General features: G+C 49.1%; 17 protein-coding genes and 3 pseudogenes. 13 read left to right on the top strand and 7 right to left on the bottom strand.

The window, feature by feature from the left end; genetic code table 11:
* Positions 1–60 precede the first annotated feature (60 nt).
* The 7 genes from mobC (at position 61) to J3353_RS04590 (ending at position 6,529) form a co-directional block, all read left to right on the top strand.
* Positions 61–390, top strand: coding sequence for a plasmid mobilization relaxosome protein MobC (gene mobC, locus J3353_RS04620; RefSeq protein ID WP_005934759.1), 330 nt, complete (start codon positions 61–63; stop codon positions 388–390).
* On the top strand, positions 351–1,715 hold the full coding sequence (locus tag J3353_RS04615) for a relaxase/mobilization nuclease domain-containing protein (protein WP_207684282.1): 1,365 nt from the start codon (positions 351–353) through the stop codon (positions 1,713–1,715). The genes mobC and J3353_RS04615 overlap by 40 nt, the downstream gene beginning before the upstream one ends.
* A 149-nt stretch (positions 1,716–1,864) precedes the next feature.
* Entirely contained in the window at positions 1,865–2,104 is a 240-nt protein-coding gene (locus J3353_RS04610; protein WP_006573514.1) for a helix-turn-helix transcriptional regulator, read from the top strand.
* 65 nt (positions 2,105–2,169) lie between these two features.
* Positions 2,170–3,744, top strand: a complete 1,575-nt coding sequence (locus J3353_RS04605) for a class I SAM-dependent DNA methyltransferase (protein WP_136891593.1) — start codon at positions 2,170–2,172, stop codon at positions 3,742–3,744.
* On the top strand, positions 3,728–4,909 hold the full coding sequence (locus J3353_RS04600; protein WP_136891592.1) for a restriction endonuclease subunit S: 1,182 nt from the start codon (positions 3,728–3,730) through the stop codon (positions 4,907–4,909). Before J3353_RS04605 ends, J3353_RS04600 begins: the two co-directional genes overlap by 17 nt.
* 102 nt (positions 4,910–5,011) lie before the next feature.
* The gene (gene xerA / locus J3353_RS04595) at positions 5,012–5,995 is read left to right on the top strand and encodes a site-specific tyrosine recombinase/integron integrase (RefSeq protein WP_136891591.1); all 984 of its coding nucleotides are present in this window, start codon (positions 5,012–5,014) and stop codon (positions 5,993–5,995) included.
* Between the two features lie 9 nt (positions 5,996–6,004).
* Positions 6,005–6,529, top strand: a complete 525-nt coding sequence (locus J3353_RS04590; RefSeq protein WP_207684281.1) for a restriction endonuclease subunit S — start codon at positions 6,005–6,007, stop codon at positions 6,527–6,529.
* Here J3353_RS04590 and J3353_RS04585 read toward each other — a convergent pair.
* Positions 6,526–7,104 (bottom strand): annotated as a pseudogene (locus tag J3353_RS04585) (restriction endonuclease subunit S); the annotation flags it as partial. The gene J3353_RS04590 and the pseudogene J3353_RS04585 sit on opposite strands and share 4 nt — an antisense overlap.
* Before the next feature lie 110 nt (positions 7,105–7,214).
* Here J3353_RS04585 and J3353_RS04580 point away from each other — a divergent pair.
* From J3353_RS04580 to J3353_RS04560, 5 genes are all read left to right on the top strand, one after another.
* Positions 7,215–8,066 (top strand): hypothetical protein, encoded by an 852-nt coding sequence (locus J3353_RS04580; RefSeq protein WP_207684280.1) that lies wholly within the window; start codon positions 7,215–7,217, stop codon positions 8,064–8,066.
* A complete protein-coding gene (locus J3353_RS04575) occupies positions 8,050–11,190 on the top strand; it encodes a type I restriction endonuclease subunit R (RefSeq protein WP_207684279.1) in 3,141 nt (1,046 codons plus the stop codon). The genes J3353_RS04580 and J3353_RS04575 overlap by 17 nt, the downstream gene beginning before the upstream one ends.
* 27 nt (positions 11,191–11,217) lie before the next feature.
* Complete coding sequence (locus J3353_RS04570) at positions 11,218–12,609, top strand: NYN domain-containing protein (protein ID WP_207684278.1); 1,392 nt, start codon at positions 11,218–11,220, stop codon at positions 12,607–12,609.
* A gap of 29 nt (positions 12,610–12,638) precedes the next feature.
* Positions 12,639–14,687 carry an ATP-dependent DNA helicase gene (locus J3353_RS04565; RefSeq protein WP_071430951.1) on the top strand — a complete coding sequence of 683 codons (2,049 nt, stop codon included), beginning with the start codon at positions 12,639–12,641 and terminating at the stop codon, positions 14,685–14,687.
* Positions 14,688–14,764: 77 nt separating this feature from the next.
* Entirely contained in the window at positions 14,765–15,376 is a 612-nt protein-coding gene (locus J3353_RS04560) for a hypothetical protein (RefSeq protein WP_071430953.1), read from the top strand.
* 276 nt (positions 15,377–15,652) lie between these two features.
* On the opposite strand, the gene J3353_RS04555 is transcribed toward J3353_RS04560, so the two are convergent.
* Positions 15,653–16,228: an SLOG family protein gene (locus J3353_RS04555; protein ID WP_071430955.1), complete on the bottom strand. Its 576-nt coding sequence runs from the start codon at positions 16,226–16,228 to the stop codon at positions 15,653–15,655.
* A 151-nt stretch (positions 16,229–16,379) separates the two neighbouring features.
* On the opposite strand from J3353_RS04555, the pseudogene J3353_RS16565 reads away from it, so the two are divergent.
* Positions 16,380–16,589: pseudogene (locus J3353_RS16565) on the top strand (helix-turn-helix domain-containing protein); the annotation flags it as partial.
* Between the two features lie 27 nt (positions 16,590–16,616).
* Here J3353_RS16565 and J3353_RS16560 read toward each other — a convergent pair.
* The 5 genes and pseudogenes from J3353_RS16560 to J3353_RS04530 all read right to left on the bottom strand — a co-directional run.
* A pseudogene (locus J3353_RS16560) lies at positions 16,617–16,667 on the bottom strand (hypothetical protein); the annotation flags it as partial.
* Between the two features lie 403 nt (positions 16,668–17,070).
* Positions 17,071–18,843 carry an antirestriction protein ArdA gene (locus tag J3353_RS04545; protein WP_242700853.1) on the bottom strand — a complete coding sequence of 591 codons (1,773 nt, stop codon included), beginning with the start codon at positions 18,841–18,843 and terminating at the stop codon, positions 17,071–17,073.
* A 13-nt stretch (positions 18,844–18,856) separates the two neighbouring features.
* Positions 18,857–19,072 (bottom strand): transposon-transfer assisting family protein, encoded by a 216-nt coding sequence (locus J3353_RS04540; protein ID WP_136891584.1) that lies wholly within the window; start codon positions 19,070–19,072, stop codon positions 18,857–18,859.
* 1 nt (position 19,073) lies between these two features.
* Entirely contained in the window at positions 19,074–20,267 is a 1,194-nt protein-coding gene (locus J3353_RS04535; RefSeq protein WP_136891583.1) for a DNA mismatch repair protein MutS, read from the bottom strand.
* Positions 20,268–20,279: 12 nt separating this feature from the next.
* Positions 20,280–22,148 (bottom strand): DUF3849 domain-containing protein, encoded by a 1,869-nt coding sequence (locus tag J3353_RS04530; protein WP_207684276.1) that lies wholly within the window; start codon positions 22,146–22,148, stop codon positions 20,280–20,282.
* Positions 22,149–22,159 lie beyond the last annotated feature (11 nt).

Here is a 22,159-nt window from a genome sequence, read left to right as displayed (position 1 = left end):
AGATTTTTGCTTGTTGGGATAGTCCCAAACCCTTCTAATCTTTACGACGGAGGGCGCAGCATGGTACGAAGAACACGAGACATTCAGAAGAAGATTTGGCTGACACCACAGGAAGAACGGACGATTGCAAAGAAGATGGAAATGATCGGCACGGAGAACTTCGGTGCGTATGCAAGGAAGATGCTGATCGACGGCTACATCATCGTTGTGGACTACACGGAGCAGAAAAAGCTCGCCGCCGAAATCAACAAGATCGGTGTGAACATCAATACCGTCTGCCGCAGGATCAACTCGACGGGACGATTCTATCAGGACGATATTGACGAGCTGAAAGAAAAGATGGACGCGGTATGGCAGTTACTAAAATCAAAGCAATCCGAGGAACTTTGAGCAAGGCAATCGCGTACATTCTGAATCCCGAAAAGACAGACGAGAAGCTGCTGGTCTCGTCCTACGGCTGTGCCAGCGAGACCGCAGCGCGGGAATTTGAATGGACGCGGAAGATAGCCGAGCAAAAAGGGATGAATCCGGTCAGGATCATAGCCCGTCATGTGATCCAGTCCTTTGAAATCGGAGAGGTCACACCGGAGCTTGCCCACGAGATCGGCAAGCAGTTTGCAGATGAAATCCTCGGAGGAAAATATGAGTATGTGCTGACCACTCACATTGACAAAGACCATGTTCATAACCACCTGATTTTCAATGCGGTTGACTTCGTGGACTACCACGCATATAAGAGCTATAAGCGGATTTACTATGATATGCGCGAGGTCAGCGACCGGCTCTGTAAGGAAAACGGTCTCTCTGTTATTCCTCCCTCTCAGAACAAAGGCATGGGCTACAAGGAGTACACCGAAGCCAAACGCGGCACGAGCTGGAAGCAGAAACTCAAGCAGACCATCGACCGGCTCGTCATCACGGCGAAGGACTACGATGATTTTCTGCGGCTCATGCAGGAAGCCGGATATGAATTCAAGACTGGCAAATACATCTCCTTCCGTGCTGAAGGTCAGGAGCGGTTTACCCGGTCTAAAACTATCGGAGAGAACTACACCGAGGAACGCATCAAGGAGCGGATTGCCGGACGGACGCCCCGAAGAAGCCAAAGACAGACCACGCCGAAGGGCATCTCTCTCATCGGAGATATTCAGGAGCGGATCAGGCTTATCGACAGCAAGGGTTACGAGCATAAAGCAAAGCTCACTATCCTCAAGGAAGCGGCACGGACACTCAACTATCTCACGGAAAACAATCTGCTTCAATACGCCGATCTTGAGAAGAAGGTTGAGGATGTTCACGGTTCCTATGACCGTACCGGCAAGGAACTGAAAGGCGTTGAAGCACGTCTGCGGGAAGTCCAGCCGCTCATCAAAAATATCTCCAACTACCAGCGGCTCAAGCCTGTATATGATGCCTTCCAGAAGGCAAAAGACAAGCCGGGGTTCAAGGCAAAGCATGAGGCAGAGCTTGTGATCTTTGAGGCGGCGCGGAGTACGCTTCTTGCCATGCAGGGCGATGAAAAACTGCCGAGCTTGAAGACACTGCAAGCGGAACAGCAGCGACTTCTTGAAGAGCAGCAACGGCTCTATGATGAACGCGCGAAGCTCAAAAAAGAAGTAAAGCAAATAGAGACGATCAGGTCTAATGTTGATGCGTTTCTCGCTCCTTCTGTTGACCATGACCGTGATCATCTGCGCAACACACAGCGCGAATAGTCCTTTCAAAAGCAGGGCATCTCCTGTTGACCGGAGATGCCCTGCATCCTTGAGAGAAGGTTCGAGAAATTGAAACTTTTTCTTTAATTTCTGCATCAACGAATTGCTTTTGAGAATGAAATCCAGTATAATATTATAAGCGATGTTGAATGCAAGCAAGCGAAAGGATGGTTGCCGTGCGCATAAGCTATAAGAAACTATGGATGCTTCTTCTGGAACGCGACATAAAGAAGGCTTCTCTACGACATGAAGTAGGGCTGTCTGCCGGAACATGGACAAAACTGAATAAGGGGGAAGAAGTGTCCCTCTCTATTTTGCTGCGCATTTGTGATTACTTGAACTGTGACATCGGAGATATATGTGAGGCTGTGCGAACGGACAAGAACTGAGTCCGGTTTTTCGTACAGCTCTTTTTGTAAAATAGGTTAGATAAATACACAGGGAGGATTTTGATATGGCACGAGCCGCATCGGCACCGAAGAAGGAGATTTCTATGGAGGAAGCTCTGTGGAAGTCCGCAGATAAACTCCGTGGTTCTGTTGAGCCAGCGGAATACAAACACGTCGTTCTCAGTCTCTTCTTTTTGAAGTTTGCCAGCGATAAGTTTGAGGCACAAAGGAAAGCTATTTCTGAAAAATACGGTGAGAAGTTTGTTGACAATGTTGCCTTCTACACGAAGGACAACGTGTTCTTCCTGCCTGAGATCAGCCGTTGGTCTTTCATTATGGAGAATGCGAAACAGGATGACATTGCGCTGAAAATCGACACCGCCCTCTATACGATTGAGAAAGCGAATCCCGCACTGAAAGGCGCACTGCCGGACAACTACTACTCACGTCTTCACATCGACACAGCAAAGCTGGCATCACTGCTGGACGAGATTGATAAGATCAACACCGGCGATAAAGAGAATGACATTATCGGACGAGTCTACGAATACTTCCTGAGTAAGTTTGCACTTGCAGAAGGCAAAGGTAAGGGCGAGTTCTATACGCCGAAGTGCATTGTCAATTTGATTGCGGAAATGATCGAGCCGTATGACGGTATTCTCTATGACCCTTGCTGCGGTTCTGGCGGTATGTTCGTGCAGTCAATGAAGTTCGTGGAGGCACATCACGGCAACAAGAAGAAGGTCTCTATCTATGGTCAGGAATATACAAACACGACGTACAAGCTGTGCAAAATGAATCTGGCTATTCGCGGCATCTCTGCAAACCTCGGAGAAATGGCAGCGAACACTTTCACCAATGACCAGCACAAGGACCTCAAGGCAGATTACATTATGGCAAACCCGCCTTTTAATCAGAAAGAATGGCGTGGTGATAATGAGCTGATTGATGATCCGCGCTGGGACGGCTATGAAGTTCCGCCCACGAGTAATGCAAACTATGGCTGGATTCTGAATATTGTTTCAAAGCTCTCTCAAAACGGTGTTGCCGGTTTCCTGCTTGCAAACGGCGCACTGTCTGACGATGGCACAGAGCTGAAAATCCGCCGTCAGCTCATCGAGAACAATCTCGTCGAAGCAATCATCATCCTTCCCCGCAACCTCTTCTACACCACCGACATCAGCGTTACGCTTTGGATTCTAAACAAGAATAAAAAGGCTCGTGTGGTTGAAGAAAACGGAGAGGTAAAACGCTTCCGTAACCGTGAGCGCGAGATCCTTTTCATGGACTTGCGGCAAATGGGAAGCCCCTATGAAAAGAAGTACATTGAACTGACAGAAGAAGACCGTGCGAAGGTCACGAGCGTCTACCACGCATGGCAGCAGGAAGGTTATGAAGAAACTTATCAGAATGTGCCTGAATTTTGTTACAGCGCATCCTTCGATGAGGTTGCAGAAAAGGGCTTTACCCTTGTTCCGAGCCGTTACATCGAGTTTGTAAATCGTGATGAGAACATCGACTTTGATACGAAAATGAAGACGCTGCAAAGTGAGCTTCGTGATCTGCTTGTTGCAGAAGAGAAGTCGAAGGCTGACCTGTTGACCGTGTTTAAGGAGCTGGGCTATGAAATCGAATTATGAACCCCTTGGTAAACATATTCAGCTTGTTGATTATCGGAACTCCGAGGAAGTCACCAGCACTGTTCTTGGCATAAGCATCGACAAAGAGTTTATGCCTTCCGTCGCAAATGTAATTGGCACAGATTTGAGCCGGTATAAGCTAATCAGCAAGGGATTGTTTGCCTGTAACCCAATGCACGTTGGGCGCGATGAGCGTCTTCCGATTGCACTCTATGAGAAAGACAGCCCCGCAATAGTTTCTCCGGCGTATTTCATGTTTGAGATTATTGACCGCGATGTCTTAAATGAAGAGTATTTGATGATGTGGCTTCGTAGACCGGAGTTTGACCGTGAATGCTGGTTCATGACGGACGGCAGTGTTCGAGGCGGAATTTCATGGGACGATCTTTGCCGTATAAAGCTCCCTGTTTCCTCCTATGCGAGACAATGTGAGATCGTTGGGTCCTACCGTGCAATTACCGACCGCATTGCTTTGAAGAGAGCGGAAAATGATAATTTAGTGGAACTCTGCAAAACAGAGTTCATGCGGACGTTTGCTACCCATCCCGAATATCGTGACGAGCAGAGTGATTGGTTCTCACAACCCTTGGGAAAATCATTGTCCCGCGTTGCAATGGGACCTTTCGGCTCTAATATTAAAACTGACTGCTTTGTTGATCGTGGTGTTCCAGTGTTAAACGGAGATAACATCTCTGGCTACTTGCTTTCTGAACGATCATTCCGATATGTCGAGGAAGAAAAAGCAAACCAGCTAAAAAATTCGATAGCCTTCTCTGGCGATATTGTGATCACTCATCGTGGAACGCTGGGGCAAGTTGCACTTGTTCCGGACAAAACGAAATTCGACAGGTATGTCATTTCCCAAAGTCAGTTTTTACTTACTTGTGACCAGCGTGCGCTATTACCTGAGTATGTTCTCTTCTACTTTCACACTGATGCCGGGCGCAGAAAATTACTCGCAAATGATAACACAACCGGCGTTCCATCAATCGCAAAGCCCACAAGTTATATCAAAGCATTACACATTCCCATTCCGCCGATTGAATTGCAGCAAAATTGGGCTGTGTTGGTGAGTGCAACTCTTGCTGCCGTTGCTGACAATAATCTTGAGATAGAAAAACTTACAGGTTTCGCACAGACCTTGCTTTCAGGGTTAAGCCGCTAAATTATCATTTACCGTCCATTACTCTCACCAGTGGCGAGAGTTTTACCCTAAGAACTGCCACTGAAAAGTCGTTCTCTGAGAATAATCAAAGGAGACACGACAATGAAAAAACAACTGATTCAAGAAGTGCAGCGACAGATGCTTCCGTATCTGAACAATGCACAGTTAAAACAGCTTCAAGGCGTCCTTGAGGGGGTACTGAGTGGCGTAGAGCTAAGTCACAGCGCGGGCATGGAAGAAAGCGCAAAGGTCGATACGGTTGCCTGTTTTATCAACGCAAAACGCATTGAAGGCTGCTCAGAAAAAACCTTGAGCTATTACCGTCAGACAATTGTGTCAATGTTGTCCGGCATTGAAAAAGAGCCTCAAGAGATTGTAACTGAGGACTTGCGGAAGTACCTAACAGTGTATCAGATGAGCCGGAAGTCAAGCAAGGTCACGATAGATAACATCCGCCGCATCCTATCCAGCTACTTTTCGTGGCTTGAAGATGAGGATTACATCGTAAAAAGCCCGGTACGCCGGATCCACAAGGTGAAAACGGCAAAGGTGATCAAGGAAACCTATACCGACGAGGCATTGGAAATCATGCGGGACAACTGCTGCAATGTCCGCGATCTTGCGATGATAGACCTTCTTGCGTCCTCTGGAATGCGTGTTGGTGAGATGGTTGCCCTTAACCGCGATGACATCAACTTCAATGAACGGGAATGCGTTGTTTTCGGAAAAGGAAGTAAGGAACGGATCGTTTATTTCGATGCCAGGACAAAAATCCATCTCCAAAACTATCTGGAAAGCCGCACAGACACCTGTTCAGCGTTGTTTGTCTCGCTGACCGCACCGCATGACCGTTTGCAGATTGGCGGCGTAGAAAGACGGCTTCGAGATTTGGGAAAAAGGCTGAATCTGCCTCGTGTCCACCCACATAAGTTCCGAAGAACATTGGCAACATCAGCCATAGATAAAGGAATGCCCATAGAGCAAGTCCAGCAGCTCTTAGGGCATCAGAAGATCGACACGACCATGCACTATGCTATGGTTAAACAGCAAAATGTCAAGCTGGCACACAGAAAATACATAGGGTGAGGTGTCACGATGAAAGAAAGATATAGGCTGCTTGGAGATTTCATTCGCCAAGTCGATGTCAGGAACACAGACGGAAAAGAGGAAAACCTTTTAGGTGTTTCCGTCCAAAAGATGTTCATTCCCTCCATTGCAAACACGGTTGGTACCGACTTTACGAAATACAAGGTAGTCAAACGGGGGCAGTTTACCTACATTCCAGATACTTCTCGTCGTGGAGACAAAATTGGTATCGCTCTTCTGACGGATTATGATGAGGGGCTTGTCAGCAATATCTATACCGTTTTTGAAGTGAAAGATGAAAACGAGTTACTACCCGAATACCTAATGCTCTGGTTCAGCAGACCGGAGTTTGATCGTTACGCACGTTTTAAGTCTCACGGCAGCGTCCGGGAAATAATGGACTGGGATGAAATGTGCAAGGTAGAGCTACCTGTCCCCTCTATTGACAAACAGCGCAGCATTGTGAAGGCGTACCAGACCATTACGGAGCGGATCGATCTAAAGCGGCGGATAAATGATAATTTAGCGGCTTAATCGGACAGTTTTGCAAGGAGAACGGATCGAAGCTCATTAAGTTTCTGGATTTCCATTGTATTTGCTTCAATTTGCTCGTCCAAAGCGTTCATTTTCTTCTGAAAATCACTGATCACCTTGGTCGGAGGGACAAGGATTTTCATAGATTGGATGTTGTACATAGGCAACTTTGCTTGAACCGCACCGACTGTCAGAAGGTCAATCTCCTTAATTTGCTTTTTATAGCAAAGTGTATAATAGAGATAGTCGGAAGTAACCGTATGAATACCTGCGAGTTTAACGCAGTTTTCAGTAAGGTTTGCTTTGTCAAGAGAGGAATGAATCTTGCCGAGCAATCCGATTGTACCAACAATCGAAATGACAATATCTCCGGTGTTTACTATATATCGTGAGATGGCTTGATGCGTTTCTTCATCAATATATTGGAATTGGTCTGTGAGACAGACATAGCGACTTCCGCCAACATCACGAACACGAATATAAGGGTGTTCTGTTGGATCATCAAGTAATTCACAGTCGGCAGGAAGGCGTTTGCCACCTTTGACTGTACAGAGGCTATCCAAACTGACAATGCTATAACCTTCGGGAAGCTTGTCACACCCATAGTAAGAAGAAAATTGATCTTGGAATACTGCTTGTGCAGTTGCTTCTAAATTATCATTTACCTACGAAGGGAGGAATGAAAATGGACAAGGAAACGCTGATCAAAATTGCCGAGGAACTTCATCATGGAGCTTTTGACGCAAATGCCTATTACCTCATATTGCAGCAGTATCGCAAAAACCAGCGCGAATATGCGGAAGAAATGAAGATGTCACCAGCGTTCTATCAAACGATCCACGGAGCTTTGATGAAAGCCTGTTTTATGGAGATCGCCAAACTGTATGATAGCTCAAATGGCGTCGTGTCCATTGGAACCCTCCTTGCAAAATGCGCGGAAAATCAAGACCTATTTCCTGAATACAGAGAAACAATGACCGTAGAGCATGATGGAACAGCGTTTTCCTATCAAATCCCGTACCAGCATCAGCTCAAGCCACAAGAAGAGCGATTTTTCAAGGCTCAGGTTGAATCTGACAGGACACTCTTTGCGATATTTAACATTCCGGATGCAGAGAATGCTCCGGTTCGGGTGGATTTGACTTTTCCTGAGTTTTTAGCCCTGTACCAAAAGCGGTTCTGTGCGCTGAGTAAAAAAAGAGAGGACATCCGAATGCAGAGGAATAAGCTCTATGCCCACAACGATAAACAGCGTATATTGAGCAACGAGAACCTAACGGATCGTCATCCTATTTTATATCCGGACATACAGGAAATGATAGACTTTGCACTCGATTGTACAGGGCTGATCCTCGGTGTTCTCACAGACGTAAACCGTGCAACGCAATACTCAAACATTGATGACTGGGAAGGTACACTCATGCTGGCACGTCTGGGTTTGAAGTATCAGGAGTACGACTTCCAGCAAAGTGAAAAAGCCTTTGAAGCAGAAATGCAGAGGCAGTTAGGGGGAAATGATAATGGCGAACTTCAATGAGCATTCTCTTGAAATGTCCATCATGGAGCTTTTTCAGGATGAAGGTTATATTTATCTGAATGGAGAACAGATCCACCGTGAACGTTCTGAGGTCCTGCTTATTGATGATTTGCGGAAGTACCTCCTGGACAGATACGCCGCAGATGGACTTACCCCCAGCGAAGTTGATAGCATCATCCTTCGCCTGAGGTCTATTTCCGGTACGATCTACGAAGCAAACAAAGCAGTCTGCAAAATGATTTGTGACGGCTTCATCTTCAACCGTGAGGATCACACAAAGAAAGACATTTACATTGAGCTGATTGACTTTGATGAGCCAGAGAAAAACGTGTTCAAGATCGTCAATCAATTTGAAATTGAAGGCATCAACAACCAGCTACGCATACCGGACGGGATTGTCTTCATCAACGGCATTCCTGTTGTTGTGCTTGAGTTCAAGAGCGCAGTCAAAGAAAACACAACGATCATGGACGCCTATACTCAGCTTACCGTGCGTTATCGCCGTGATATTCCTGAACTCTTCAAGTATAACGCCTTCATCGTCATAAGCGATGGTGCAAATAATAAATACGGTTCCTTCTTCTCCCCGTATGACTTCTTCTATGCGTGGAGAAAGATTGAAGCTGACGATAAGGAATTGGACGGCATCAATTCCCTTGTAACTATGGTGAGCGGACTGTTCCGCAAAGAACGGCTTTTGGCAGTCATCAAGGATTTTGTCTATTTCCCTGATAGCTCGGACAAAGACCTCAAAATCGTCTGCCGCTATCCTCAGTATTTTGCTGCGGTCAAGCTGTTTGAGAATATCAAGGCACATCTCAGACCGGAGGGGGACGGCAAGGGCGGCACATACTTCGGCGCGACAGGCTGCGGAAAAAGCTATACTATGCTCTTCCTCACAAGAATGCTTATGAAGAGTACCTTCTTCCATAGCCCTACAATCCTGATTATTACCGACCGAACGGATTTGGATGACCAGCTCTCAAAGCAGTTTGTAGCATCCAAGAAGTACATTGGTGACGAAACCGTTGTGAGCATTGATTCCCGCGAAAAGCTGCGTCAGGAACTTCAAGGCAGGACAAGCGGAGGGGTGTACATGACCACCATCCAAAAGTTCACCGAGGACTTGGAGCTTCTGACGGATAGAGCGAATGTGATCTGCATATCCGATGAAGCACACCGTAGTCAGATAAACCTCGATCAGAAAGTCAAGGTCACTGCCGAAGGTGTAGAGCGAAGCTATGGATTCGCAAAGTACCTACACGATTCTCTCCCCAATGCTACCTATGTCGGTTTCACCGGCACGCCCGTAGATGGCACGATTGAAGTCTTCGGTCCGGTTGTCGATGCCTACACAATGACAGAGGCGGTCAAAGACGGTATCACAGTCAACCTTGTCTACGACGGACGCGCTGCACGGGTCACTCTTGATCAAGCAAAGGTTCGGGAAATTGAAGATTATTATGACCGCTGTGCTGTTGAAGGCGCAAATGAGCATCAGATTGAGGAAAGCCAGAAGGCGGTTGCTCATATTGATGCGATCATCGGTGATCCTGACCGACTTCACGCAGTTGCGGAGGACTTCATTAACCACTATGAGACCCGCGTTGCCGAAGGAGCTACCGTTGCAGGAAAAGCAATGTTTGTCTGCTCTAATCGCAAGATTGCATACGCTTTTTATCAGATTATAGTTGGAATGAGACCGGAATGGGCAGAGAAAAAGGTTTGCCCTGACGGGGTTCAACTGACGGAAAAAGAGAAAAAGGAACTCAAACCCATCGAGAAGATCAAGCTCATCATGACGCGAAATAAAGATGATGAGCCTGAACTATATGAAATGCTGGGAACGAAAGACGATCGCAAGGAGTTTGACCGTCAGTTTAAGAACGTTAAATCAAACTTCAAAATTGCCATCGTTGTTGATATGTGGCTTACCGGCTTCGACGTACCGGCACTCGACACAATCTACATCGACAAGCCCATCCAGCAGCACAGCCTTATCCAGACGATTTCCCGCGTCAACCGCGTCTATACCGGCAAGGACAAGGGCTTGATCGTGGACTACATCGGCATTAAGAAAAACATGAATCTCGCCCTCAAGAAATACACCAACTTTGAGAGCGATGAGTTTGAAGGCGTCGAGCAGTCTATCACGATTGTTAAAGACCAGCTCGATGTCTTAGCTCAGATGTTCCACAACTTCAATAGCACGGATTACTTCAACGGCTCACCGAAAGAGCAGCTTGCTTGCCTCAATCGGGCTGTTGAGTATGTACAGCTCACAGAAGATTTGGAAACTCGCTTTATGGCGGCAGTCAAACGCATGAAACAAGCGTTCAACCTATGCAGTTCAAGTGAGGCTATCTCTGATAAAGAAAAGGACTATCTGCACTTCTACTGTGCTGTGCGCTCTATTCTTTTCAAACTCACAAAGGGTGATGCCCCTGACATTTCACAAATGAATGCCCGTGTCCGTGAACTTCTTGAAGGTGCAATTCAATCTGATGGTATAGAGGAACTGTTTGAGACGGGGAAGCACATCTCTGTTGATATTTTCAGTGACGAGTATCTGGATAAGATCAATGCAATCCAACTTCCAAACACAAAGATAAAGGTGTTGCAGAGGCTTCTTTCTCAAGCGATTGATGAGTATAAAAAAGTCAACCGCATTATGGGCATGGAGTTCTCAGACCGCCTCAAGCGGGTTGTTGATGAGTACAACAATCGCCGTCGTGATGAGGCTTTTGCTAATGAAGTTCTTGACGATGTGGCGGAGCAGCTTGCGAAGCTCCTTGAAGAACTCAAAAAGGAAAAAGACTCCTTCAAGGGCATGGGAATTGACTACGAGGAAAAAGCCTTTTATGACATTCTCAAGGCGGTTGCCAAGAAGTATGAGTTCGAGTACCCGGACGATAAGATGATTGAATTGTCAAAGCGGATTAAGATTATTGTCGATGACAAAGCTAAATACACCGACTGGTCTACCCGTGATGACATTAAGGCAAATCTGCAAGTTGACCTCATACTGCTACTGGATGAATTTGACTATCCCCCCGTAACCATTGATGATGTCTACAAGGAGGTTCTGGAACAAGCTGAAAACTTCAAAAAGTACGCTCAATAACCCACGTTCCATCGAAAGGAGTAGATCATGGGCAATTCAGTCATGTTGAATGGAATCGAATATGCCGGAGAACAGATTGCCTACAAAGACAGCACCTATGAGCTTGTGTCAAAGGTCGCTTACCTGATCGGCGTCCCGCTTCGTATTTTCCAAAATGAACACGAGCCGCCGAAGATAGAGATATACAACCGGCTTGAGCAAGATAAGAACGCCCGCATTATCCGCAATCTCTGTATCATCCGCACCGCCATTGAGCGCAATTATCGGAAAATAAATGACATCATGCGGATGGAATACCGTGGGCTGCTTTCAATGCCAGAGATCATCCCGGCTTCCAGTATGCAGCAGCTTTCGAATGATGGAATCAGCTTTATAAAAAAGTCGAGTACAAAGCTCTGCCACCACATTATCGAGATCAACCGGCTGATTTCAGACCGCATTAACAACTGCAAAAGCCTCTTTCCAATCTGGATTAACTGGGCGTACATAAAAGAGCTGTTCATCATGCCAAACGGTTTGACAGAGGACGGAACGAAAGATGCTGCCGATATTTATTACGCAAGTCTCTCCTACTACCCCTATCAAATGTATATCAACTGGGTACCGATGGACGAGGGCAATGTCCTCTATAATGATAAGAAGTTTGCTACCCTGCTTTATCAATGGCATTGCGACGCCTTCACGGAATACAGTAAAGTCTCCGATGCAGGGGCTTTTGTAAAAAACAATATCTACGACTTCATAGATGACAGTGAGAAGACCGTATTGGTAGTGGACTGCGAAAACTCTGACCCGTACAAGCTGTGCGCCACGCTCAAAAACCTTGATTATGAGGTCATGCAGAAAATTACGGCGATCATTCTCTTTGATGACGTACATACCGCTACGGCATGGCGGATTCTTGAAAACTACACCCGCATCCCCGTTGAACATATCATGATTGAGCGGATCAAGCAGAACAAATCACTGGTAGACATCAAGCTCACCGCAAGAGCCTGTCAGGAACACTACCAGAAGCAAGTGGATTCCTTCGTCATCGTCTCAAGCGATTCCGACTACTGGGGGCTGATCTCTTCTTTACCGGACGCCAGATTCCTTGTCATGATTGAGCGGGAAAAATGCGGACCGGATATGAAGGCGGCACTTGCAGAATCTGGGATATTCTACTGCTATCTGGATGACTTCTACTCCGGCAACAGCGAGGACATCAAGAAAAACGCACTGTTCAAGGAGATGTACCGCTGGATTGACAACTCCGTTCACCTGAATGTCAACGATATGTTTGATGCAGCTCTGCGAAACACGAGGATCGAAATGTCTCCCGCAGAGCGGCGGCAGTTCTATGAGAAGCACATCAGGCACATGACGCTGACCATCGACGAGAACGGAAACGTCAGCATTGAGCTGAAACGCAGATAGCCTTGGTTTCTATTCCGGGAGGAATGTGGATGGATAATAGATTTTATTTTGGATTCAATACATCGGAGGAACGGAAAAAGCGCAGAAAAGCAGAGCTGTACTCCATGAGTGAGCAAGTCAGCACCTTCTTTTGGGATGAAGCCCCGCAGCATGGCTTGGAAATGCGTGAAGGGCAGCAGGATATGTCCTTTGAGATTGTGGACGCCCTCATAAACGATCAGCACTTTGCGATTGAAGCTGGCGTGGGCATTGGCAAGTCCTTTGGCTATCTTGTGCCGGTGCTGCTGTACAGCAAACGCATGAACAAGCCGGTTATCATTGCAACCTCGACCATCGCGCTTCAAGAACAGCTCTGGCGTGATGTCCACGCAGTAATGCCCCTTCTTGGGCTGAACAGAGATGTCATCCTCGCAAAAGGACAGACCCATTATCTCTGCAACAAACGCGCAGATGAATATATGTGTGATCCGAAAGCAGACCCACCGGACGCGCTTAAAGAAGGAATCAAGCAAAAGTATGAGGAACGCAAGGATTTCCCGGAGGTTTTGCCGCAAGGCGTCTGGGACAAGGTAAACGTGCAGCGGTTCAGCATGAAGAATTGTGGCTCCTGTGAAAAGAAGTGCAAGTATTACAAGGTCCGCGCAGCATTAAAGTATACGGAGGGCGTTGTTCTGTGCAATCAGGACTTTCTCACCCAGCATCTCATGAAGCTCCGGCGCGGTCAGGACGGGCTGATTAACGCCGCCGCTGATCTGCTTGTCGTGGATGAAGCGCACAACTTAGATGATAAGGTGCGTAGTGCTACAACGGAACGTTTCGGACAGGGTATGCTCTTTGGGATGATCAAGAGTGCATTCTATGAGCTGCGGTCCTCTGACCAGAGCAGTGTGTCCGGTGAAAAGCGAGAGGCAGAGAGCGCGATCATCGCCTTCTATAACTGCCTGAAAGCGCAAGTCCAAAAGCAGATCAACGAGGCAGAACAGGATATGCGCTATGCTGACCGCTTTTTCTTCGACCAAAACGGCAGTGCGGTTGAGCTGCTTACCGAGATGAACGCCGCCATACATAACCTTTCGTCCAGCATTCAGATTTATTCCAGCATGGATTTCAGAAACAACCGTTCCTTTGCTGCCTCTGACGATCTGGATGCGGTCAGCGAGTCCCTTTCGGAGCTTCTTGACCGGATAGATGATATGTTGATCTGGATTGAGCAGCGCGGTAGTAACACGGAGCTTGTCTATTGCCCTAAAAACACAAGGGAAATTGTTAGCCGCCTATACTTCAATGGTGATGAAAGAACCATCTTGACCTCTGCCACGCTGACGAACGCCACGAGCGGGTCTCTGGAAGAACAGTATTCCTACTTTATCAGCAATACCGGCTTTCCGGTTGGTGAACGCGGCTGCTTATCCGAACCGAAGCCTTCCCCATATCCATACGATGAACACGCCATGATCTACTACTGCGACGATCTCCCGCATCCGACCAAGGAACACGAAGCCTTCATTGAAAAGGGCGTGGAGCGGCTGCTTGAGATCCTGAACATTTCCAACGGGAAGGCACTCGTGCTGTTTACGGCGAAGACCGACATGGAAGAGGTCTACTCCATTCTCAGTGAGAAAAATCTTCCGTACAAAATCCTGATGCAACAGCCGGGATCGTCGCAGGACAAGGTGCTGAATGAGTTTAAGGAAGATACGAACTCCGTGCTTCTGGGGACGGGCGCATATTGGGAAGGTATCAGCATTGAAGGAAAAAGCCTTTCCAATGTGATCATTTTCCGGCTTCCGTTCCCTGTCCCCGATCCAATTATCGAGTATAAGTGTTCCGTCGCAAAGGACGCTCTGATGGATGTCCGCGTTCCCGAAATGATTATCAAGCTCAAGCAAGGTATCGGGCGATTGATCCGCAATTTCACAGACACCGGCATTGTCTGCATTATCGACCGAAGACTGCGGGACGAGCCGCCGGAACGCTATCATGACATTACATGGGACTCACTGCCTATCAAAAATCGGACAAGCAGTTTGGACGAACTGAGGAAGTTTTACGAAGGTCTGCCCTCAGCCAAGGAATGATGATACAAACGGCAGTCTCTTCGGAAACATAGAGCAGCCCCCCCAAAAAAACGACAATCAGAAAACGGAGGTGTATCATGTTGTACAATGAAAATCTGCACGAAGAAGAACAACATCTGATCCAGCAGATTGCCGAGCAAACAGAGAGAGGAAAAATCGACTGGGAACTGACGGAGTATAATCCGCTGTCCTTTCTGAATGAGGACAAGATAGACAAAAACCCAGCAGTAATCTGTCAGTCCTTCTCCTTTGAAGCGATCATCGGCGGATCCCGTTACGAACTTGATGTCATGGAGAATATTGATGTGCCGTCCGGTATGGGAGACTACACCATAACCTTGACGCGGGATGAAATCGAAAATTATCTAAAAATTGAGGATGCGCTTTCCTTTGACTGTGACCGCTATGAATGCACACCGGAGGAAGTCGCAGAGCGATTTACGGACAGCCCCATTGTCCGTCTCTGCAACGCCATCATTCCTGCCACGCTTGGGCAGGAGGATTTAGAAGAGGTCTTCACATGGGCAAGGTTTTTCAACGAGACTGGCATTTCTGCAAAGCTGATGAATCATCCGCTGACCAAGCTTTGTGAAAAGCTGTTCGACGAACACCGTCTGATGGACTTCCATCGCTGCGTCTTGGATGTGGACTATCGAAAGCTGCTCCTAAATGAACTGGCTCATAACTAAGACACGGAAAAACGCCCCCGACACTGTGCCAGACGCACAGTGCCGGGGGCGTTCCCGTTTCCAGCGATTTATTTTTCTCTCGGCAAGGGACTGTTCATAAGGTGACACTTTCCGTTTTACGAAGCCGTGAAAATTCGATGTGTTCCGTGGAGATGTTCACTGGGCAGCATACGCCGTACACGTTTCCAATAATCACCGAGTAGTGCAATGTGTATTCACTATCGGGAAATACTTCACGGTTTTCACAACTCTTGATTCAGGAGTGGGATTTTTGCCTTATTCCCGCGTGACATCAAGGGAAACCGGATTGATAACGATGATAGATTTGCCCTTTTTGTGGGCATATCTCACGGTGTTCCCGGTACCGCTGGGGCATCCATTCCATACTGCGAGAATATAATCGGCGTGATCGACCATGTACCGATTTCTCTTGTCCATGCAGTCCGTCGTGTACTCCCGTTGCAGCATGGTCTCCTTGTCACACTTTGCCGCGATATTATAATACCGTTCCCGTGAAGCCACAGACCATTTGATCGCTTGTGTCTCACAAGGGATTGCACTTTCCAGAGTAATGTGAGGGTATTTTGATTTCAAATCGAGTACAATTTCAGCAGCGTACATATCGACGCCAAGAGCCATGCCGGTAATAAAATGCGTGACGCCCTCGTTCTCGATGAGTGCTACAATCTGATCCCGCATAACAGATTTCAAAGAAGTACAACGCTTATCGGATTCATCAAAGCCGAACGGAAGACTCTGCGGTCTATGACCGGTAAACGCACAAGTCTTGCCTTGAACGGATTGCTTTGCAGCTTTTTGAGCAGACTTTCTAAACTCAATAATGCGTGACATGACACCCCTTCTTTCACTCTTTTGGTAGGTAACTCCATTCTATCACCCTCATCACGGACAGTCAACGCATTGTCGTTAGTAAAATCAACGACGGCGTACCGTGGATAATGACACCGCCGTTAGGTACACTAAATGCAAAGGTGGTGAGGCTATGCGAGAGAAGAAGGACATCAATATTGAAATCGGCGGCAATATTCAAGTGGCAAGAGAACAGGCGGGCTATACGCAGGACACGCTCTCAGAAATGCTTGGCATGACGCCGAATCACCTGAGCGCTATTGAGCGTGGTGCTTCCGGTATTTCTCTTGAAGCCTTGCAGCGTCTTTGCCGTTTGCTGGGCGTCAGTGCGGACCGAATTATCTTTGGGACCGACGAGCCAGAAACGGAAGCCCTTGCGCTTGCCAGACGTATTTCGGATATAAAGCCGGAATACCGGCAACAGGTTCAAGAGTTGCTGTCCGCTATTTTGAATATGTCATAAAAAAAGAGCCTCTGCCGACACCCAAAACGGGCATCGACAGAGGCTCTTGGTTCGTTTTCCGGGCATTCAAACAAGTGCCGAAATCGACACTTATTTCCGCGCTAAAGAAGAAACTGCGCAGGGAATACAATCACTTAGGCTGGTCAATTTGCGTCGCTCTGAGGCTTGCAATCACAGGCTTTTTCGACCCCTAGCTGTCTACACCTCGATGCCTTGCGGGAGAAGTGCGGACAGGCGATGAGATCCGCACGGAAACTCTGCTTGCAGCTATGGACGCAGCGGACGCAAAAGCGGTTATACTTCCGGCGTCCGCTGTCCCCGATGAAGAACGACCACTCCTGCCTCCATTTCTGACTTCTGCTCACAACTCAATCTCTCCTTTGTGCTTTTTGGGAGGGCAGCATTCCTTCTGCTTTTCAGCCTTTGCAGACTTGAGCCTGTCCATGATGGAGGACTTCTCGCCCCTTTCGGGGACTTTGGCATCAAGGGTCTTGTCCTCCTTCGGACCGTTGTTGATGATCCCGTCAATCATGCCGTAGTCATCCTCCATCGACATCTCCGCTGCCTTGAGATAGTTTTCCTTCTCAAGAGCCGCCATCCAGCTTTCCTTGCTGATACCGAGCATTCCGCCCTTTGCCGCATGGTCGGCAATCTCCTTTGCATCCACGCACAAGCCCTCGGTGTTATCCGAATAGAGACGGTAAACCTCGCAGCCCTTCTTCATCGCCTTTTCAGCCGCGTCCTGACCGGCGGGCAGGACGCCAGCCCATGCGTAGCCGTAGTCCTTCATATCCTGAACGGAGAGCGCAGGATCGGGCATTTCCGGCACTTCCTTGACCTCAAGGTCGAGAAGGCGGAGCGTGTCATCGTCGAAGCCGTTGTAGACATCATCAAGGACGAGCTTGCCGCGCTCATCGACAATGATGCAGGCAGCCTCATCGCCGTAGGTGTCATGCTCCATAAGGTAAAAGCCGTGACCGCCGACTTCATGCCGGTCAATGGTGTGCCATGTCCCGATGTGACCGGCAACCGTCAGACCGGAGGTGTCGGCATTCATCTCAAAGTCCTTCTGCTCGGTAGCTTCCTGCTTCTGCTGCTCCTTCGAGATCATGGGGATCGCAACAATCTTATCGCCCAACTTAACAAACTGTTCCGGCACTTTGAAGAGGTCAGAGAACTTCTGCATCTGCTCTACGGTCAGAGAACCGAAGCTGTCATCCGTCAAGCCGACTACCATGAATGTTCCGGCAACAACGTCATAGATGTCACCGTCCTCATCACGCAGAGCGCGGTTCAGGGGCAGACCTTCCAGCTTGCCTTCCTCATTACAGACTAAGGCAACCGGGTCTTCGTAGGGGTAAATCGCCTCGATGCAGCCGCCGACCTCATGCTGCAAGGACTCCAGACCGGAGTCAATCTCCTTCACATAAGGCTCCTTTCCCGGCTCGACGATAAGAACAGCGATGGTGCTGTCATGCTCGGCGGCTTCTCCTGAGCCGGTAATCCGGTATTCGTCGGGAATATCATCAAGCTCACCGTCAAACTGCCTGTCCCAGCGTTCGCTTGCAACACGGACATAGCCCTCGTCGGTGAAGCGTCCCTGCTCATCCATCGCAATTTCGCGCCCATAGCGTTCATAGTCGATGTAATTTGCCAGAGGACCGAGATCCTTTTCAGAGTAGATACCGGCTTCGTGGGCGCAATAATAGCCGAGGTCGGATTCGTCGTTGATACCGGGCATGATGTCGTAGCAGTCCAGATTGAACGTCAGGTTGATGAGATCGTCGATGTCGCTGACCTCATCGCAGCCAGCCTCCATAATGGCAACGAGCTTTTCCTGATCGCTCAGGGAAAGCTCGTCAATCAAAGCGGCAAGGTAGTTGAGCTTATCAAGGCTCTCGTACTCGCCAAGCATCTTCTGAACACCGTAGATCGGACATTCGTAGTCGGTGATAAACCACTCTTCATAGGGCTGACCGAACTCATCCTGCTTGCCGATCCCGATGCGCTCAAAGACCTTCTGCATCTCTTCTTCGGTGGTGGGCAGCTTTACCCACTCACCGACCAGCATACCCTCGTTGTACTTGCCAAGGTTTGTGACGAAGGCTTCAAAATCACCGTCTAATACGGGCATAGGCATCCTCCTTTCAGTCATCTACCATGCCGTCCGGCATGATATACAGTTCCTCAAACTCCGCGTCGCTCATGGATTCGAGCTTCCGGACGGTTTTGTACATCAGCTCCGCGATCTCACCGTCCACGTCGTTCAGAGTGACGCTCTTCATATCGTCAATCAGCCGCTTCCGGCTGGACGTGTTGAAGCAGCACATCAGGTTGATTTCTTCCACGGTAAAGTTTTTCATATCAGAGTTCCATATCCTTTCCTTTTGATTTCTGCGGTTTCGGCGTGTGGGGCGGCTGTCCTTTCTGCGCGGATTTCAGCTTGTCGCGGATGGATTCACGGGCAGTGGGCTTCTTCGGGATGGTGTCGTAGATGGCTGTTCCGGCATCTTCCACATAGGAGCGGACATACTGGATGCTTTCCGAAAAGCGGATGGGGCGGTTCTTGTCCTCGATGTTCGTCAGCCGGACTTCATCAGCGGCAAAATCAACCGCTTCGATTCTGCACTTGATGCCATCCACATTCAGCGTCGCGCCGACAGGAATGTAATCTGCGGCTTTGAGTTCCTTGAAGGTCTCGCCGTCCTTGCTGAGAAAGACATCCACGCCGGACTTCCAGAGCTTATGAGAACCGGCTACCCATGCGCTTTCACGGAAACCAGTAACCGGCACGGAAGGCTTGCCGCGCACCTTCTTTTCAAGGAGTTTTGTGCCGAGAAGCGGCGCGGCTTTCTTTGCGTCCTTGCCGTACAGCTCAAAATAGCCGTTCTGAGCAAAGCAGACCAGCGCATCCGGATGAGCCTTTTTGACTGCCTCATATTTGCGGAGTTCTGCGACGGGGAGCGGCGAAAGCACCTCTGTCCTATCTGCCTCCGGCAGTCTGACACGGCGGCTTTTCTGCTTAGACAGCACTTCCACCAGAGCATCCGCGTCCTTCGGGAGCGTCTGGTGGGTCTTGACGCCGCCATGCTCACCGATCAGAGCCATTGCTGCATCGAAGCTGCTGCGGCAGGGGGCTTCCAGCACAAAGCCGTCTGCAAAGGTCAGCCGGTCGTGATCCGGCGCAACCGAGTTCTGCGCCACATTTGCCGCCTGTTCCCGGTAGTTGATCTCAAAGACATCTCCGAAGACCTTGCCGCGCTTAACGGCTTTCGGGACAATGACACGAGCAATGCACTCGTCGTAGGTCTGTTCCGCGTAAAAACGGAAGGTGTTGTGATCTCGCGTTCCCTGAATAAAGACTTGATTTTCATTGAGGCAGTGCGTTCCATGCGGACGGCAGAACCACATCAGCGTTTTCTCTTCGGGATTCCGGCTTTCGGCAGCGCGGCGGATGATGCGCTTGTCGATGTCGAAGTCTTCCTTGTAGCTGTCTACATGACTGTCCACGAGCCTCTGCAGCTCCGCAACGATGTCAACGTCTGTGTATTTCTTCATGCTTCTCCTTTCTCACAACTCCATGTCGCGTGTTTTGGATTTGACCGGGGACTTCTTCTCCGGCTGCGTTTTCGCGGCAGCTTTGAGCTGATCGCGGATAGAGGGCTTTTCCTGCTTCTGCTCCTGCTTGACGTATTCCAGCGTCGGCATCAGCTCACGATAGCAGCCCTGTGTTTTCCGCGTCGCATGACGGCGATGGGTTTTGAACAGCGGCTCACCATTCTGCGTAACCGTGTTGCCCTCGATCCTGACGCCGTTCCGTGCCAGCAGATTGAAGGAATGGTTAGAGGCGCGATAGGACGCCCGCATACCGTCGTTGTTATAGGCGATCTGCCCCTTGAGCGTGTCCATGACGGCGGCTTTGATCTCCTTTTCTTCGGCAGTCAGGCGGTGTGTCTTCGGTGCTTTTGCTGCTTCCTCCGGCAAGGGGGCAAAGGGAGACTTGACCTCCACGGTTTTTACCTCAATAGAGGTAATCTCATCATTCTCCCATGCAACAACCTCCGGGTCACTTTCCTCTGTTTTTTCAGGCATGACTTCCTTCTGGGGTTCGGTCTGCTGACGGAACGCATCCACGAAAAGGGCGGTCAGTCCGGGATTGGGTTTATCCACAAGGAAGCGGGAGGCGTTTTCGGGGCAGACATCAACGCTCTTCGCCCATTCCTTGAGGGGCTGCGGAATACGTCCGTCAAAGTCTTTCTGCTGAATGGTGTTTGCGAGGACATACCGGACGCGCTCCGGAGAGAACTGCTCAAGGACGCTCTTCACGGCAGCATCCGCATCCAGCCGGTTATCTCCGTAGTTGGAGCTGATCGCCGCTTCAATCGCTTTGCGGCATTCCACGTTTGCGGCGAGAGAAGCACGATATGACTCCAGCTCACCGGCTTCATAGGCGTAATTCGCCGTCTCGCGGTAAATGGGGGCTTCCGGTTTTTTCTCCGGAACAGCTTCCTGCTCGACGGACTGTGCTTTCTCTGCCAGCAGCACCTTGAGCTTGGCGTCAATGCCCTCGATCATCTCAGCCGCCGTCTTGCGGATGGTGTCCAGAGAGCTTTTCAGTTCCTTGGTTTCCTTGCCGGATGACCAACCGGCAATGTAGCCGAAGGAATAGTCCGAGGTTTCAATGCCGTAACGCTGGCAGACGGTGTAGGCAACGCTCTCCGCTTCAACCTCCTTGGTGTGCCGATCCTTCTTATCTTCTGGCGCGGCTTTTTCATCCGGCTTGACGGCGTGGAGCTTTGCGTGGGCGATCTCGTGAATGGCGGTTTTGACCGTCTGGATTTCGCTCATGCCCTCCTGAATGGCAATGCGGCTTTCAACCGGCGAGAAGAATCCCTTTGCACCGCCCGGAATGTCCTCAAAGGAAATAGGGACGGGAGATTCCTGCTTGAGCGCATCGAAGAATGCCTCGTAGTTTTCGACGGTGCCTTTCAGCTCATCGACGATGATGTCCGGAAGCTCCTTGCCGTCCGTCTGGGAAACATCAAAGACACTCACCACCTTAAAGGCTGGACGCAGAACCTCAACCGTTTCCGTGACAGCCTTCCCATCTGCGCCGATCACCGGCTTCTGCGTCAAAGGATCAATCTTCTCATGCTCTTCCTGCGCCTTGTACGGCGCGGGTGCAAGAATCTTGATGCCCTTTTCGCCCTTCATGACCTGACGGTCAAAGTTGCGCTGCCACGAGGTATAACCGGCAACATAGGTTGCCTCCGGCTTCTGCATCGCAATGAGCAGCGTGTTGTTGAAGGAATAGTTGTAGAACTTGGACATCGTGCGGAGATATTCCTTGAACCGCTCGGATTCAAAAAGCTCCTTGATGCCCTGTTCCAGCTTGTCCGTGATTTCGCGGACTTGCTGTGCATTTTTGTTTTCAGCCATCTCAAACCTCC

This window comes from Faecalibacterium sp. Marseille-Q4137, assembly GCF_017377535.1.
Taxonomy (GTDB): Bacteria; Bacillota; Clostridia; order Oscillospirales; family Ruminococcaceae; genus Faecalibacterium; species Faecalibacterium duncaniae.
This window is presented reverse-complemented; position numbering and strand designations above follow the sequence as displayed.